Annotated in this window: 11 protein-coding genes and 2 pseudogenes; 5 read left to right on the forward strand and 8 right to left on the reverse strand. The window is 67.3% G+C overall.

The window, feature by feature from the left end:
• Nucleotides 1-246 precede the first annotated feature (246 nt).
• Nucleotides 247-717: a hypothetical protein gene (locus tag OG574_RS00875; RefSeq protein WP_326771381.1), complete on the reverse strand. Its 471-nt coding sequence runs from the start codon at nucleotides 715-717 to the stop codon at nucleotides 247-249.
• Nucleotides 718-1226: 509 nt separating this feature from the next.
• Here OG574_RS00875 and OG574_RS00880 point away from each other — a divergent pair.
• From OG574_RS00880 to OG574_RS00890, 3 genes are all read left to right on the forward strand, one after another.
• Nucleotides 1227-1727 (forward strand): hypothetical protein, encoded by a 501-nt coding sequence (locus OG574_RS00880; RefSeq protein ID WP_326771382.1) that lies wholly within the window; start codon nucleotides 1227-1229, stop codon nucleotides 1725-1727.
• 96 nt (nucleotides 1728-1823) lie between these two features.
• Nucleotides 1824-2591: a transposase gene (locus tag OG574_RS00885; RefSeq protein WP_326771383.1), complete on the forward strand. Its 768-nt coding sequence runs from the start codon at nucleotides 1824-1826 to the stop codon at nucleotides 2589-2591.
• 98 nt (nucleotides 2592-2689) lie between these two features.
• The gene (locus OG574_RS00890; RefSeq protein ID WP_326771384.1) at nucleotides 2690-3157 is read left to right on the forward strand and encodes a hypothetical protein; all 468 of its coding nucleotides are present in this window, start codon (nucleotides 2690-2692) and stop codon (nucleotides 3155-3157) included.
• A 38-nt stretch (nucleotides 3158-3195) separates the two neighbouring features.
• Here OG574_RS00890 and OG574_RS00895 read toward each other — a convergent pair whose 3' ends face one another.
• Together OG574_RS00895 and OG574_RS00900 are read right to left on the reverse strand one after the other, a co-directional pair.
• Nucleotides 3196-4152 (reverse strand): SDR family NAD(P)-dependent oxidoreductase, encoded by a 957-nt coding sequence (locus tag OG574_RS00895; RefSeq protein WP_326771385.1) that lies wholly within the window; start codon nucleotides 4150-4152, stop codon nucleotides 3196-3198.
• Between the two features lie 1248 nt (nucleotides 4153-5400).
• A pseudogene (locus OG574_RS00900) lies at nucleotides 5401-6957 on the reverse strand (DNA primase family protein).
• A gap of 286 nt (nucleotides 6958-7243) precedes the next feature.
• Here OG574_RS00900 and OG574_RS00905 point away from each other — a divergent pair.
• A complete protein-coding gene (locus tag OG574_RS00905) occupies nucleotides 7244-8410 on the forward strand; it encodes a serine hydrolase domain-containing protein (RefSeq protein ID WP_326771386.1) in 1167 nt (388 codons plus the stop codon).
• 86 nt (nucleotides 8411-8496) lie between these two features.
• On the opposite strand, the gene OG574_RS00910 is transcribed toward OG574_RS00905, so the two are convergent.
• Entirely contained in the window at nucleotides 8497-9018 is a 522-nt protein-coding gene (locus tag OG574_RS00910; protein ID WP_326771387.1) for a hypothetical protein, read from the reverse strand.
• Between the two features lie 610 nt (nucleotides 9019-9628).
• Nucleotides 9629-10066, reverse strand: a complete 438-nt coding sequence (locus OG574_RS00915; RefSeq protein ID WP_326771388.1) for a subtilase-type protease inhibitor — start codon at nucleotides 10064-10066, stop codon at nucleotides 9629-9631.
• Between the two features lie 349 nt (nucleotides 10067-10415).
• On the opposite strand from OG574_RS00915, the pseudogene OG574_RS00920 reads away from it, so the two are divergent.
• Nucleotides 10416-10623, forward strand: a pseudogene (locus OG574_RS00920) (glycosyltransferase family 2 protein); the annotation flags it as partial.
• A 752-nt stretch (nucleotides 10624-11375) separates the two neighbouring features.
• On the opposite strand, the gene OG574_RS00925 reads toward OG574_RS00920, so the two are convergent.
• The 3 genes from OG574_RS00925 to OG574_RS00940 all read right to left on the reverse strand — a co-directional run bounded on the left by OG574_RS00925 (nucleotide 11376) and on the right by OG574_RS00940 (nucleotide 14754).
• Nucleotides 11376-11669, reverse strand: coding sequence for a hypothetical protein (locus OG574_RS00925; protein WP_326771389.1), 294 nt, complete (start codon nucleotides 11667-11669; stop codon nucleotides 11376-11378).
• Nucleotides 11670-12275: 606 nt separating this feature from the next.
• The gene (locus OG574_RS00935; protein WP_326771390.1) at nucleotides 12276-13088 is read right to left on the reverse strand and encodes a class I SAM-dependent methyltransferase; all 813 of its coding nucleotides are present in this window, start codon (nucleotides 13086-13088) and stop codon (nucleotides 12276-12278) included.
• A gap of 274 nt (nucleotides 13089-13362) precedes the next feature.
• The gene (locus OG574_RS00940) at nucleotides 13363-14754 is read right to left on the reverse strand and encodes an MATE family efflux transporter (RefSeq protein WP_326771391.1); all 1392 of its coding nucleotides are present in this window, start codon (nucleotides 14752-14754) and stop codon (nucleotides 13363-13365) included.
• Nucleotides 14755-14839 lie beyond the last annotated feature (85 nt).

Below are 14839 nucleotides of genomic sequence, written 5' to 3' on the forward strand. Positions count from 1 at the left end.
GCAGAACCCCTCTCACAACCGCCGAGTTCTGCGAAGCCGTTCTGAGAGACGCGGATCCGTACTGCCCAACCGCCTGAGCCCGATCGCCTGCCCTGTCTGGGCGTGCAGGCGAGGGTAGCTGCGAGGGCCTGGCTAGCCCTGCCTCCAACTGCTCCCATCCCTTGGCGGCCTCGCCATTGGCGAAGCAGCGGATGTCCCACTCGTCGGGGCCCGGCGGCGGAGCGGCGCGCTCTCCGCGCTTTGGGCTCACGCGGCGGTCCCGGGCTCGGGCACCGGTCCGTAATCCTCGCCCGAGTCAGTGGTCAGCACGGCGTAGAGCTCGGGATCCGCGTGCACCTCGGCGGTGTGCCGCCACTCGGTGAGCAGCTGGGCGACGCCCGCGGTGTTGTCCAGCAACGTTGCGGCGCCGAGCGCATCGACCAGCTCGACGGAGAAGGCGCGCACGTCGTGCGCGGGGAGGTAGCGCACCCACGGGAAGGTCGCAGGCAGCACGTCCAGGACCAGGGTGCGGCCCTGGGGGGTGCGCATCATCTCCACGAACATCCGACTCGTCGCGCCCATCACCTCCAGGTCCTGGTCGGCCCGCGCAGCAGTCGTCAGCACCAGGTCCTCGTCATCACGGCGTCGGAGCACTATCCGCCGCGTGCCGCGCAGGTTCGCCAGCGTTTTCTTCGGCTTGTTCAGCAGCTCCGAGAGAGTCAGCTCCAGTGCGCTCATGACTTGAAGCTTAGTTGACAAGTCCGGGATTCGCGCGGTCACCGGGACCGGTCCCAGCGGATCGGGTACGACACAGTCAGCGTCGGCCGGGGCGCCGGATTCCTCCAACCCCGGAACTTGACCGGATACACCGACGTCGACTGCGGCCGGGGCGCCCCCTTCCTCTTTCCTCCCCCGCCTTCGCCGCTCGCCCCGGTCCCGCTGAATCCGACGATCACCAAGGCAACGACCGCCAGGACCGTCATCTGTCCCCGCGCGCCCGCCGCCCACCGGGAGTGGGACATGACCTTTGTACCGTCCGCGCGCTCGTACGCATCCACGTGCACCATGGGCTGCTCCTCCCCCTCCAGCACCGGAATGCCCCTTGGCGTGCCGGACCCACCAGGGAACCAGCTGCCACTGACAACACGTCAGGGCGCCAGCTCGATGTCCGGCGACCGCCGCGCCCTGCGTCCCGTGAATCGCGAGAACCGCCCAGCTCCCGCTCAGCCCCCGGCAGGATGATCGCCGTGGAAGCAGAGACGTTGGCTGGACTGTTCGGCCTCGGGGGTGCCCTGGTGGGTGCGGCGATCTCCACAGGGGCCGTGATCTGGCAGCAGCGCAAGACCGCCCAGGAAGGAGAGCGGACCCACCTGCTCGGCCTGTCCGAGGCGGCGGCCAATGGAGTCATCCAGATCACGTACAGGATTGAGGACCACTTCGCCGGCGGTGTGCCCCGCAGAGGAACTACTGACGGCAATCAGTGGCACAGGCATCTAAAGGCGCTTCTCCGAGACCTTGAGTCTCAGTCGCTGAGGTTCCCGGACCTCAAGACCAGACAGCTCGTGCGGTGGGGCCACGCGGAGATCCTGCGGGATCCAGAGGGCGTGGCCGAGGAGGAGGACTGGCCGACGGCGCGATACCGAGACATCTGCACCCACTTCCGGACAGTCATGGGCACGGTGATCCGCAGGGAACCCTTCCCGGATGGGATATGGACCCAATTCCCTGGCGCCTGGCCCCCGTCCTGACGCCCCAAGGGCTGGTTCAGCCTCCTCGCCATCACCGCCAACGGCCGCCCTAAGGGCTGTCCCGTAACGGCTGGTCACGGGTGAGATGATCTTGGTGTGTCTGGTGTGATCACGGCGTCGGAGCCGTCCTGGATAGCCCCGTTCACCGGGATGAGCCCACGATGCTTCGGGAAACTGGTGACCGCGCTGCGCCGCGAGGGTGCGGACGCAGTGCGTAAGGGGCGGCCGTGGGGGCTATCACTGGGGGACCGGGTACTGCTGGTCGCGGCGTACTGGCGCACGAACTTGACGATGCGCCAGATTGCCCCGCTGTTCGGCGTCTCGAAGTCGGCGGCCGACCGGATCATCGACCAACTCGGCCCGCTCCTCGCGCTCCAGCCCAGGCGTCGCTTCGCGAAAGACACGGTGCTCATCGTGGACGGCACCCTGGTCCCCACCCGCGACCACACGATCGCCGAACAGTCCAAGAACTACAGGTACTCCACCAACCACCAGGTCGTCATCGACGCCGACACCCGTCTGATCGTCGTGGTCGGCCAGCCCCTGCCGGGCAACCGCAACGACTGCAGGGCGTGGGAGGAATCCGGGGCCAAGGCCGTCGTCGGGAAGACCATGACGATCGCCGACGGCGGCTATCCGGGAACCGGACTCGTGATGCCGCACCGCCGCCGGGCCGGTGAGGAACTCCCCGACTGGAAGCAGGAACACAACCACTCGCACAAGCAGGTCCGGGCCCGCGTCGAGCATGCCTTCGCCCGAATGAAGACCTGGAAGATCCTCCGCGACTGCCGCCTCAAGGGCGACGGTGTCCACCACGCCATGCTCGGCATCGCACGCCTGCACAACCTCATCCTCGCCGGATAGACGAGCAAATCTGCCCAGCGACGGACCGTGTCCGCAGCGACTCAAAGATCATCTAAGAGGCGGCACTTAAAGATCGACAGCGTGGAACGATAGCCACCATGTCTGGTCAAGTTTGGGTGTCACTCATATCGTTGGGCGGCGTCGCGCTCGGTGGCGCGCTGTCCTTCCTCGTCCAGTTTGCGACGCAACGGTCGGCTGAGCGGACGGAGCAACGGCGGCAGCAGACCGAGTTGTCGGAGGCCCGGCGTGCGGAGCGGCTTACGCTGCTGGAACGGTTCGTCGAGGTGGGGGCCGAGGCGGAACGCGCGGCTTTCAGTCGGCCACACGAATGGGACGACACGACCCCTTGGTTCCTCACGACTCAGGACGCCATGAACAGACTCTGGGTCGCGGAACGGCTGATCCGTATCCAGTTTCCGCTGCCCGTGCACGACGCGGCACGTAAGTACTTCCTCGACCTCAACCGGACCGTGTGGGAAGGCGTGCCCGACGGTGAGAGCGTGCGCGACTACCTGGAGGACAACAGACTGGCCTTTCTCGACGCGGCCCGAGCGGTCATGGGATAGCCCACCGCGGACCTCGAAGGTCATTTACGGGACAGCCCTTAAGCCGCCGCGAGGGCGTCGATGCCGGTGAGGTTGGCTGACAGGGCCCACAGGCGTGCGGCCTGCTCGGGGTCGGTCGCGTGTGCGTGCACGCCGCCTTCCGAGCTGTTGCTGGCAGCCTCGGCTATTTCGCAGTCCTCGCAGTACACGCCGCCCATGCCCGCCAGCTGGGGGGAGGTCGCCGCCCATACCTGCGTCGCCGCGCCCTGCCCGGGCGTCTTGAAGGTGGGATCGGTCGGGTTGCCCTTCTCATCGATCCAGCCCGCGTCGACCATCTCCGCCTTCGCAAGGTGGCGCTGTAGCGGGGTGAGGATGCTGCCCGGATGCACCGCGAACGCTCTGACTCCGGCGTCGCGGCCGAGCGCGTCGAGCTGCACGGCGAACAGCACGTTCGCCGCCTTCGCCTGCCCATACGCCTGCCATCTGTCGTAGCCGCGCTCAAACTGCACGTCGTCCCAGCGCATGCCCATGCCGTGGGCGCCGGAGGACACGGCGACCACGCGGGCGCCACCGCGGGCGATCGCCGGCCAGAGATGGTTGATCAGCGCGTAATGACCGAGGTGGTTGGTGGCGAACTGCGCCTCCCACCCCGGGCCGACCCGCGTCTCAGGGCAGGCCATGACCCCAGCGTTGTTGATCACGATGTCGACCTTGCGACCCGAGGCCAGGAACCGCTCGGCGAAACCGCGGACGCTTCCGAGGTCGGACAGGTCGAGGTCGTCGGTCTCGACGCCGTCGATGCCCTCGACCGCCTCCTGAGCGGCCGCCCGTCGCCGGGCGGGGACGACGACGCGGGCTCCGGCGTCCGCCAGGGCGCGGATTGTCTCCAGACCGAGTCCCGAGTAGCCACCGGTGACAATCGCGGTGCTCCCGGACAGGTCGATCCCGCTCAGGACGTCGTCCGTGGTGCTCCGGGCACCGAAGCCCGATCCGATCTTGCGCTGAGGTGTCGTCATGACAGAGACGCTAAGTGCTGGACCGCACTTCAAGTCAAGGGCCGGTGAAGGCGACCGGGTCCAGCCGTTGTGTCTGTGCTAGGCGGTTTCGTTTGGATCAGTCGGTCGTTGGTCCGGGTGTGCCGTTGGCTGATGCGCAGTGGGCGCGGATCGAGCCGTTGTGGGCCCCGCGGAGCACCAGGTCCATGAGTCGGAAGTACTCCTCCCGCTCAGGGACCAGGATCCGGCGCCCCTGCGGCTTCCGATCCTTCCGGATCTCGAACGTCATCGCACCCCTTGAGCTGGGGTGTTGCGACGACCACTAGAACGGAAGTGATCAACGATCACGGCGTCGACGCGCCGCCGCCAACCATGCACGAGCTCGTTAGCTGTGCAGCTGGCGCACCACGTAGGCGAGCTAGCGGACGATCTAGCCGCCTCATTACGCCGGTGCCACGGCCGTAACGGTCGCAACTCGCAAGGGTGAGCATTTCCAGACGGCACGCTGTGGTGTCCTGCGCCGGGATCAGGCTGGTGGCATCCGCAGTCATGTCCTGGATAACGACCGCCAGAGCCAAGAGCATCTGGAAGAGCTGCCCGAGCACCCGCACGGACGTACCCCTCACTTCCCATGATCGCCCGCAGTACCGTTAGGCGATGGCTCGACGCTGGGTGCGAAGGCCGGCACGGCCGGTCGACCACGGCGCCGTTCACTGTGGTGCCGACGCACCGACGGCTCGCCAGCCAGATCGGCGTCCGGCCTGACAGCTGTTACCACCGGGTGGGAGAGCCCTGGTAGACACGGCCTCGCCCGCCCAAGGACAGCCAGGAGGTGCAGCGCAGTACGGGCGCGACAGTTCTCCGCGGGGATGCGCGCGGCAAGCTTGGTGCGCGGGCGAAGCGCCGTCACCTCTATGCACGTTCAGTGCTTGGGTCGCTGGTCGGCGCTGCCGGAGCTCAGGAGCCGACGGGGACAGCGTCGGGAGTGCCCTGTGACCGTGCCGTCTTTTGTCCGACTTTTCCGGGTGCGATGGTGCGGGGGTCGGTCGAGGTCGGTGGGGTCTTCGAGCCACACGACCTCGGCCTCCTGGGCGAGATCGCCTTCTTGCGGCATCGCGCTCATCGGGCCTCCTGTGTTCGGGCAGCCGGTGGACGGCCTGTCCTGGTCTTTGATCGGCTGCGGCGTGCGCAGCCGATCCGCTGCTGCTCTTGCCAGCGGTCATTTTTCGTAGGTTCGGGCTGCCGGGCGTCCCAGTGTGCCTGGTGGTGTCACGAGTTCGTGCCTGCCTCGGTGTCGTCGGGCAGCAGGGCCAGGCCGGGGTAGAACTTGGTGGCGTTGTTCTTGATCATTTCGGCGGGTGAGGCCAGACCGAGTTCCTGGCGGATGCGGCTGGCGAAAGCGCGTGGAGTGGAGGCGCGGATGCCTTCGTCGGAGCACCAGCGACCATAGGTCTCGTAGAGGAGTTTCTGTTCGACGCGCAGGTCGGGGTCGCGGCGGCCGTCGGTGCCTGTTGGTGCAGCTTTCGGTGAGGAAGCGGCCGACGTGGTCTTCGGTGGTTTCGTAGGCGGCTGTGGCAATCCTTACGGAGGTGGGGCCGGTGAGCGGGTCTCGGGTTGCCAGGTACTGGCTGGCACCTTCGATGAGCCACTGGAGGATGCCGGGGCCTTCGTCGGCGACGAGTTCGGCGGCCAGGTTGTCGATTTTGCGTTCGTCGGGGACGCGGCGCTCGAAGGGGATGATGCGCATGCGGCGCCAGAAGGCGTGGCCGCCGGTGCCGACTTCGGGGCGGTGATTGCCCAGCAGCCAGAGCTTGTGGGTGGGGGTGAAAGTGAAGAAGTTCTGGCGCATGCGGCGGGCGGTGATGGTGTCTCCGCCGGTCAGCAGTTTGACGCGGGCCTCGTTGAATTTGTCGTTGGGCTTGAGCTCGCTGCATACGACGATGCGCCGGCCGTGCAGCTCGGTGAGCTCGGTGGAGTGTTCGGTGAACTTGCCTTTCTCCATGAGGAATCCGGGCGAGGCCGCGTTGGCGTAGTCGCCGAGGATCTGCATCGTCACTTCGAGCAGGACGGACTTTCCGTTGGCTCCGGAGCCGTAGAGGAAGGGCAGGATCTGTGCGCCGACGTCGCCGGTGATGGAGTAGCCGAGCAGCAGGTGCAGGAAGCGGATCGTCTCCTGGCCTTTGTCGTCGTCGCCGAAGGTGTCGCGCAGGAAGCTGATCCAGCGCCGGGTTGGCATCTTGTGGGGTGCGACGGTGGTGGCGCGGGAGTGCATGTCGGTGAGCGGGTTGGGCTTGCGCAGCTCGCCGGTGCGCAGGTCGAGACGCCGGCGGGCGTGCAGAGGGCGTAGATGTCGCCGTCGAGGATGTCGGGGTCCAGGCGCAGGGCTGGGGCGGCCTGCGCCTGGTAGAGGAGGGCTTTGACGCCGGAGGAGGATAGGGAGTGGCGTCGGTGGGAGGCGAGTTCGCGGTTGCTGAACGCTCCGGTCGGGTCGTGGCTGGGGAGTTGTTCGGCCATTTCCCCGGCGGCCCATACGGCTGCTTCGTCGCCGCCTGTGAGTCTCCAGCGGTAGGTGTCCCAGGAGTGCCAGCCCATGCCGATGACGTAGCGGAACTGATCGCTGTGGAGGCGGGCGAACAGCTTGGCGTTGCCGCGGTCGGTCAATGAGGTCGGCATGAAGCCTGCGGAGGGCTCGGCGTGGCGGCCGTCGGTCTGCTGGGTGGGAAGCCTTGGAGCAGGCGCGGTTTCCGGTGGAGGGAAGCTGAGGCTCTGTTGGTGGATCTGCGCGGCGGCGGTGGCGGCGTCGAAGCGAACGGGTTCGGCGCTCATGAGCGTCCTCGGGGATGGAGCGGGCGCTGTGCGCCGGCGGACAGAGCGGACTCAATGATCGCGAGGTTGCGGCGTTCCTGGTGCGGGCGAGGCGTTCGTCCTTGGCCAGGATCTGCTGCCCCCGTAGGGGAACGCCCTGACACCTACCCTTACCCATCGCTGAGTTGGCCTGCGTGATTGCCCGGGTGTGCACAGTCCCTTCCGACGATCCGACCGTACTGCGTGAGCGCCAGGATGGGAGCTACTCGCACACCGCGAGGTCGACTCCTATCCCTGGAGCCTCACCATGACCGTCCGTACCCGCACCGCGCTGGCCACCTCACTCGTGCTCGCCATCGCGGCCGGCCCGGTCGCCGCCTCACCGGTCTTCGCTGCTTCGCCCTCCCTCACCGCTTCGGCTCCACGCCCCGACGCCAAGGCGCTGCGGGCGGCGATCGCCGGCCTGCCGGACGCTGACGCCACCGCGGCCCTCGTCCGAGTCGCCGGAACGGACGGCAGTTGGCGCGGCTCCAGTGGCGTCGCCGAGATCGGCAGCGGGCACAAGGCACTGGAACAGGGTCGCTTCCGTGCCGGTTCCACGACCAAGGTTTTCACGGCGGCTGTCGTACTCCAGCTCGCCGCCGAGCACCGGATCGACCTCGCTGCGTCCGTCCAGGACTACCTGCCGGGCCTGCTGCCCGATAGCCCCCCCATTAGCGTCCGTCAACTCCTCAACCACACCAGCGGACTTCAGGAAGCCCACGACGACAAGCCCTTCGCCGAGGCGTACGAGCACCGCTTCGGCACCGTCACCCCACGGCAGCTGGTGGCAGCCTCGGCTGCCAAGTCCCGCGAATTCGCCCCCGGCACCCAGCAGCATTACGTCGGCGTCAACTACACGCTGCTGGGTCTGCTGATCGAGACGACGACCGGTGGCTCGTACGAGCAGCAGGTCTCCCAACGCATCTTGCGTCCGCTCGGCCTGCGCCACACCTCATTCCCCGGCACCGACCCGCGCATCCACGGCCCGCACAACCACGGTTACCAAGCCGTCAAGAGCTCCGACGGGACGACCGAACTGCGCGATGTCACCCAGTGGAATGTCACGGACGTCTGGGCCACGGGCAACCTCATCTCCACGACAGCAGATCTGGAACGCTTCCTGCACGCATTGTTCCGCGGCCAAGTGGTGCCTAAGGCCCAACTGAAGGAGATGTTCACGGTCCCGCAGGGCATACCCCTGTACGGCAGTGACCAGCCCGCCATGTACAGCGCCGGCCTGACGCGCTTCACCTTGCAGGACGGCACGGTGGGCTGGGGCAAGACCGGCGGCCTCTACGGATACAACACCGCCGTACTCGGGGTCCGCGACCTGAGCCGCACCCTCGTCTACTCGGTCAACTCCACGGATGCCAAGGGCAGCGAGATGAACAAGGTCGTCAGACGTATCATCTCGGCCGCGTTCACCCACTGAGCACCGTGCTCCTCCTCCACGGCCCTACGGGACCGTGGAGGAGGTTCGGGCGTCACAGGAGGGACTGTCCAATCAACGGCCCTGTCTCACTTTCGGTGGTGACGAGGGGTGATGCCGTCCTGTGCCCAGTGGGTGAGGGCGGGCAGCGCACCGGCCAGGTGCAGTCGGATCGTCGTCTCTGTGCGTGGCCGCTGCCGCGGTGTGCGGGTCGTGCCGTCGCGCATCACTGCCAGCCACACTTCTACCTGGGCCTGCATCGCCTTGGGGAGGTGGGCGATGCGCCTCTGTGCCCAGGCCGTCATGGCGCATGCATGTTCTGTTCGCGCCAGCAGGCCGGCTTCCTCAAGGATGTCGGTGACGTGGGCGTGGGGCAGGTAGGGGATCTTCTTCAGCAGTGCGGCATCGGTGGCGCTCAGCCTCACTCCGGAAGCGTCAAGGAGACCGAGGAGGAAGTTGACGCCGATATGGGCCTGCCTGGTCAGATCCCGGCGCCATCCCAGACGGGCCGCCTGCCGGTCGGTGAACTGGCCCGCCCAGGCCGCCAGATGCGGCTGGGCGCGGTCCGCCAGACGTTCCGCGCCTCCGCGGTGGTGCAGGCTGCGGGCCATGTCGAACAGAACCAGCTGCTGGTGGGCGGGATCGGGTGCGGGCGTGGCGGGAGGCGTCGGGGGGTGAAAACGGAGCTGCGGAAGAGGCCGGTGATGTAGAGCTGCTGCCCGCCCGTACGGACCTCCTCCCAGGATGCGGCCTGGTCATCGCGGTGGAGGAGGGTGGCCTGCCTGCGGCACAGCCGGCAGATCCCCTGCGCATCCAGGAATGATCTGGCCCGTAACCGCGTGAACCTGAACAAGGTGATCACGCAGTGGCCGGACATGCTGAAGGTCGCCGGTTCCCCGCGTGCGGAGCCCAGCGAGGTCTCGGTGGCCGGAGAGCTGCTGGACGAGGGACGGCACCTCGAGCTCCGCCCGAGGCAGCGCCTGCAGCCCCTCCACGGACACGATCTCGACTGTTGGGCTCAGCACCGCCTGCCGCGTCCGGTTGCCCCGTTCGACCCGTGCGTCCGGCTGTGCCGTGGATATGCCTTTGCCTGCCACGCGGGGAACCTGGTGCGTGGCAGGCAAAGGCTACTCATCCACGGGGATCTGCGCCCACGGGGCACGAACCGGGGGCGTCCGTCCTTGGGGGCCGTTTGCCCGGCCCCAAGGGGTGCCGCTGAGGTCAGAAGTTGAGGAGGCTGCTCTGCCCGACGGTGTCGTTCATTTCGCAGGAGTTCGCAAAGGTGTGTTTCCAGGAGGTGCGGGTGCCCTGCCAGACGCCGTCGACCGTGACGGTGATGGGGGACCACAGTCTCGTGCAGGCCTGGCCGGGCGTGGTGGACAGCAGGGAGTCAGGCCGGCCGTCGGCGGCGCGCAGGTCGGTGCAGGCCGCGGCGGGGTTGGGATGGGTGCCGCTCGCGCCGGGCATGCAGCTCAGTGTGACGGCACGAGCTGCGGTGTCGGTCGATCCGCCGGGCTGGGAGACGGTCAGGACCAGTGCCGAGGGTGCGTACAGACTGGCGGGCGCCGCGGTGGCGGTGACCGAGGTCGCGATGAGTGCTCCGCCGATCAGGGCGGTGGCGGTGGCTGCGGTGGCGGCGAAGCGCATGTTCGTGCGCATGAGGGCTCCTTCAGGAGGGTCGGGGGCCTTGTGGGCCGGGAGCAGCTTCGCCTAAGCAACGGGGCAAGGCCACTTGACTGACCGTGTTTGAGACGTGCCCGACCTGTATGCATGGAGTGAATGCCATGTGTGCAGGTCATGGGGGCTGTGGCGACTCGTGAAGATTTCCAATCAGTTCGAATAGGTGTGAATCCGACTAGTCTCGAGGAGGTGAAAGGCCAGGTCGCCATGGTCGTCGCACCGCACAAAATGGCCGGAAGCCAGGGCCTTTCTCGCTGGGGCGGCGGTTCGGTTTGGTTGGAGTACGCTCGCCGTTCACCTGATCGCCGGCCGTGAGGATGTGGTGGTCGTGACCCGGCCCCGTGTGGGTGTCGCCGTGCTGACCATGGGCGACCGGATCCCTGAGCTGCTGGCCCTGTTGGGGTCGGTTGGCCAAGCAGGACGAACCGGCCGCCCGCATCGTCGTCGTGGGCAACGGCACGGCCCTGGAGGGCCTGCCGGACGGTGGGACCGGGGTGGAGCTGGAAGAGAACCTGGGGGTGTCCGGTGGCAGGCACGGGCCAGTGACTCCAGCAGCGCCTGCATGGAGTCAGCAGCCGGGAGAAGTCGGTGAGCTCTCCGACACGGGCGCGGGCGCCCTCGAGGGACTCCATGGTGAAGTCGATGCGTGCAAAGGCGATGTGATGCAGCAACATCGCGTGTCCTTTCGGTGGCCCCCGACCGGGCTCTGAACAACGCGGTGTTGTTGATTCGAGATCGAACAAGAAAAGGGAGTCGTCGCGAAGAAGGTTCCCCGGCAACGCCGGCAGGTCGGATAAGACGCCCGGAACCGGCCCCTCGCTCGGGCCAGGCTGAAAGCGACGATCATGTCCCCTGCCAGCCAACTGCTCCCCCACGCCTACGCACCACCCTCCCGGGTGAAGAACGCACGCAAAGCGTCATGCATCCGCTGCACGTCGAGGAGACCAGCCCTCCAGCCTGCAGGGGACCACTGCGAACTGCGTGAGCGTCACACGCTCATCCGCTCCCGACCGGTCCATGAACCCCGCTCCCACCCCCGCCAACACGAACCGGTCCACCAACTCCCCCTCCAAAGCCCCAGATACCCCGAAGCCCGGTCGGCCTCCGGGAAGGACAAGGAACCCACCACCCGCAACGCCACACCCACCACCCCTCCCCCAGCCCCGTTTAGCTCTCTCCCTCTCATCCTGGATACCGCTCCACCCTCACGAATCCTGAAGCATCCCGAGCCAGGCCAACCGACCCAGTGAACCCCAACACCCCAGGCCAGACAATAGATCCACGTCTGCTACGCCCCCGCGAACCCAAGCCCCTTCCTACAGCCAAAAGCCATATCGATGCCGGCGGCACACTCCCCCGCGAGGCGGGTGTTCCGGTCGTGCAGGGCGAAGACCTCGGCGTGTGCGTGCAGGTACAGCGGTTGGGGTGGGACAACCTCGGGGCGGCGCAGCAGTGGCTGCTGGGACACGTCCTCGGCCTGGAGGCAGCGGGCGAGGACGAGCGGCCGGTACGCCGCACCCGGGACGACAAGTGGATGCTCAACCTGGCGGCTGCCCGTCAGTTCCACAGTCGGGAGGGGCACCTGAACGTACCCAGGAAACACATCGAGCTAGTGCCCTTGGACGAGGCCGGGGTCGAGGGAGCCGGGGGTCGGGGGGCGGCGCGAACGGCCAGGATGACGGCGCAGGCGGGGCGCTCATGCAGCTGGGGATGTTCCTCGCCAACACACGCCGACGAGCCAACAAACTCACCGATGCACGACGTGCAGACCTCGATGAGCTCGGCATGCGCTGGCAGGCGACAGCGGGACGGTATCGGCATGCTCCGCGGGTGCGGACCTCGCGCTTCCCTATCCGTGGATCATGCGTAACTCGGTCACCCTGTGCGGGCAGTGGATGTACGACGCCTGCTGGACGCGGAGGGCTTCGTGGTCCTTACCCGCCGCTGGGTCGTCGAACCCTCCTGGTCGTGGATCATGCGAGCCCGACGCCACTGCCGCGGTCACGAACGTCTCCCCGAGATGAGCGAATCGTTGATCACCTGGGCCGCCATCACCCTCATGACCAGACGCCTCGCCCGGAAAGGCGTGACCTCAGCTGGCCGAGGAAACCGACCGCTGTCGACGGCTGGCCGGCAAAGGTCAGCCGGACGAAAGAAGCCTCAGCCCATCCACTTGGGCAGGGCAACGTCAAGCCTGGCCATGCGCCATCAAGGCTGCGTGAGGCAACGCCAGTACACCGCCCGGACCGGCAAACTCCGCGCACAACGACTCAAAGTGGTCCTTGATCTCGGCAACGACCACCGGGTCCTGACTCGTCACAATCTGGCCGATCGTCGCCACTCCGGCGGCCGGCCCGCTCCACCACTCCTCAAGCGTCGTCCGGTGGTCCCAGGTCAAGGTGTCGCAGAGGACGTCTGTCAGACCCGCCTCACCGAGCAACGCGGCGAAGCCCTGTTCAGTACGGGGGAAGTCGTCTTCGGGAGCAAGAGCCGGCAGGTGAGCTGGACGGGTGACGCCTGCCGCCTGGACAGCCCTACCCAGCAGGGCCTGCCCGGCGGCCGTGGGAACCGCCCAGATGGTGACGGCTATCCGCCCGCCAGGACGCGTCACACGCCGCAACTCCCTCAGGGCTTCCCGAGGCCGTCCGACATGGTTGAGAACGAAGTTGCCGACCACGGCATCGAACTCGTCGTCGGGGAACGGCAAGCAGGGCAGAGCAGCAAGCTGCACGTCAGCTTCCGGAGCCGCCAGCGCGGCCTGGGCGACCATGCCGGGTTCGGCATCCACCGCCGTCACCTTCGCTCCCCGATCACATGCAACCGCGGCGGCGGTGCCCGTGCCCGTCCCCACATCGAGGACCCGTACACCCTCCCGGACCCCGGCAGTGTCGAGGAGCCCGGGCACCGGATACGCGCAGAGTTTGGCAAAACTCGCAGCATAGGCATCGGCCTGCCCCGCCCACTTCCGCCGCTCGGACTCATCAAACGCCGTCTGCACCACTCGCCCCCTCCCCGGAACAACCACCGCCGCGACAACAACCCGGCGGACCCCGACGCTAACCCATAGCTGATCAACAGCGACTACCTGCGCGACTTCTCCCGGGTCGCCGCCGAGCAGGACACAGCGGAAGGCATCGTCACCAGATTGCTCGAACTGCTCGGGTTCGGGACAACCCGTACGCGCTCTGGCTCTGACTCCTCGTGCCAGGGCCTGGCAGGAGGTTGTGGGCCCGGTGACGGCCCCAGCGCCACTGCGGCCTCGTATCCGGCGTTCATCAGGCAAGTCGAGTGTCGGGTGAAGGGCTGTCGGGCTCTGTGACGGAGATCTTCAGCCGACTGTTGTCGCAGTCAGTGGCTGTCGGATGTTCCGTGCGCCGATACATTCTGGCTATGGCTGCGCACTGAAGTGCCATGGACAGCGCCATGGCCAGGCAGATGCCGGGCAGCCCCCAACCCGACAGGCTGTATGCAAGCGCGAGTTGGAGTGCCACGCCGCACACGGTGATCCGCGCGAGGGCCGGGCTGCCACCGCTGCCCTCGAACACCCCGCCCAGCGCGATGAAGCAAGCGAGAAGCATCAAGTACGGCCCCAAGCAGCGCAGATAGAGCGACCCTGCGTCAGCCACCTCTGCCTCACTGCCGAAGGCCCGCATGATCCACGGCGCGGCGGCGAGCAGTGTCAGCAGGGCCGTGAGCCCGAGTGATCCGGCGAGGAGCAACACCTGTCGTCCGATAGCCCGCCGCTCGTCGCGTCCGGCACCGAGCAGATGGGCGGTGCGGATGGAGGCAGCCTGGCGTATCGCGTAGAAGGCCATGGTCGCGACGTACATCGCCTTCGTCGCGATCCCGTACGCGGCGACCTCACTGACGCCGATCCGGGCGACGATGGCGACGATGGCTAGCGCCCCCGCCATCCGCACGACGAAGTCGGCCGACATGGGAAGCCCGGTCGCAGCCGTCCTGCGCGCATCGGCACTGAGCGAACCGGCCCGGTTCGGTGCCGCCTGGGCTGCCTGTCGCAGTACGCCGTTGCGGTGCAGCGCCACAAATCCGCAAATGAGCGCGACCGTCCGGCCCAGCACTGTGGCGATCGCCGCCCCACGCACCCCGAGGTCGAACCCCAGGATGAAGAAGGGATCCAGCCCGAGAATCAGTCCGTTCGCGAGGATCGCGAGCTTCATCGGGGTGCGGGTGTCGCCCGCACCTTTGAGGATGCCGTCGACGACGTTGGTGGCGAAGAACACCCCGATTCCTGGCAAAGCGATCGAGAAATAGCCAATAGTGAGGGGCAGCGAGTCGCCGCCGCTGCCGCCGAGTACGAGGTGCGCGAGCGGTTCGCGGCACAGGTATCCACCGACGACGACCAAGGGTGTGATGAGCGCCCACAGGACCCATCCGCCGCACACGGCGGAGCGTATAGCTGCCGAATCCTCCGCTCCTCTGGCTCGTGCGACGAGCACAGTCGTGCCAGAGCCGACGACGAGGATGACGCCGAGCAGCAGGTTCTCGACATTCGTGGCGACAGCCACCGCGGCGACGGCGCCTCCGCCGAGCCGCGCCACCCAGACCATGTTGATGATCCCGGCCGTGACCCCCGCGAGAAGCTCGAAGTAGACCGGATACGCGAGCGACACCAGGCTGCGCCGGTGTTCTGCTGCCCTCCCCATGACTGCCCCCATCTTTTCGCTGTACCTCTAATCGAGGTACAGCGAAAAGAGATAGCATGGCGGGACTGGATGGGCAAGCGCGCCG

Source organism: Streptomyces sp. NBC_01445, from assembly GCF_035918235.1.
Lineage (GTDB): Bacteria > Actinomycetota > Actinomycetes > Streptomycetales > Streptomycetaceae > Streptomyces.

Bases quoted from the DNA above. Each gene is read 5' to 3' on its own strand.
- OG574_RS00875 (WP_326771381.1), bottom strand. From the start codon at position 717: ATGAGCGCACTGGAGCTGACTCTCTCGGAGCTGCTGAACAAGCCGAAG.
- OG574_RS00890 (WP_326771384.1), top strand. From the start codon at position 2,690: ATGTCTGGTCAAGTTTGGGTGTCACTCATATCGTTGGGCGGCGTCGCG.
- OG574_RS00895 (WP_326771385.1), bottom strand. From the start codon at position 4,152: ATGACGACACCTCAGCGCAAGATCGGATCGGGCTTCGGTGCCCGGAGC.
- OG574_RS00905 (WP_326771386.1), top strand. From the start codon at position 7,244: ATGACCGTCCGTACCCGCACCGCGCTGGCCACCTCACTCGTGCTCGCC.
- OG574_RS00910 (WP_326771387.1), bottom strand. From the start codon at position 9,018: ATGGCCCGCAGCCTGCACCACCGCGGAGGCGCGGAACGTCTGGCGGAC.
- OG574_RS00915 (WP_326771388.1), bottom strand. From the start codon at position 10,066: ATGCGCACGAACATGCGCTTCGCCGCCACCGCAGCCACCGCCACCGCC.
- OG574_RS00940 (WP_326771391.1), bottom strand. From the start codon at position 14,754: ATGGGGAGGGCAGCAGAACACCGGCGCAGCCTGGTGTCGCTCGCGTAT.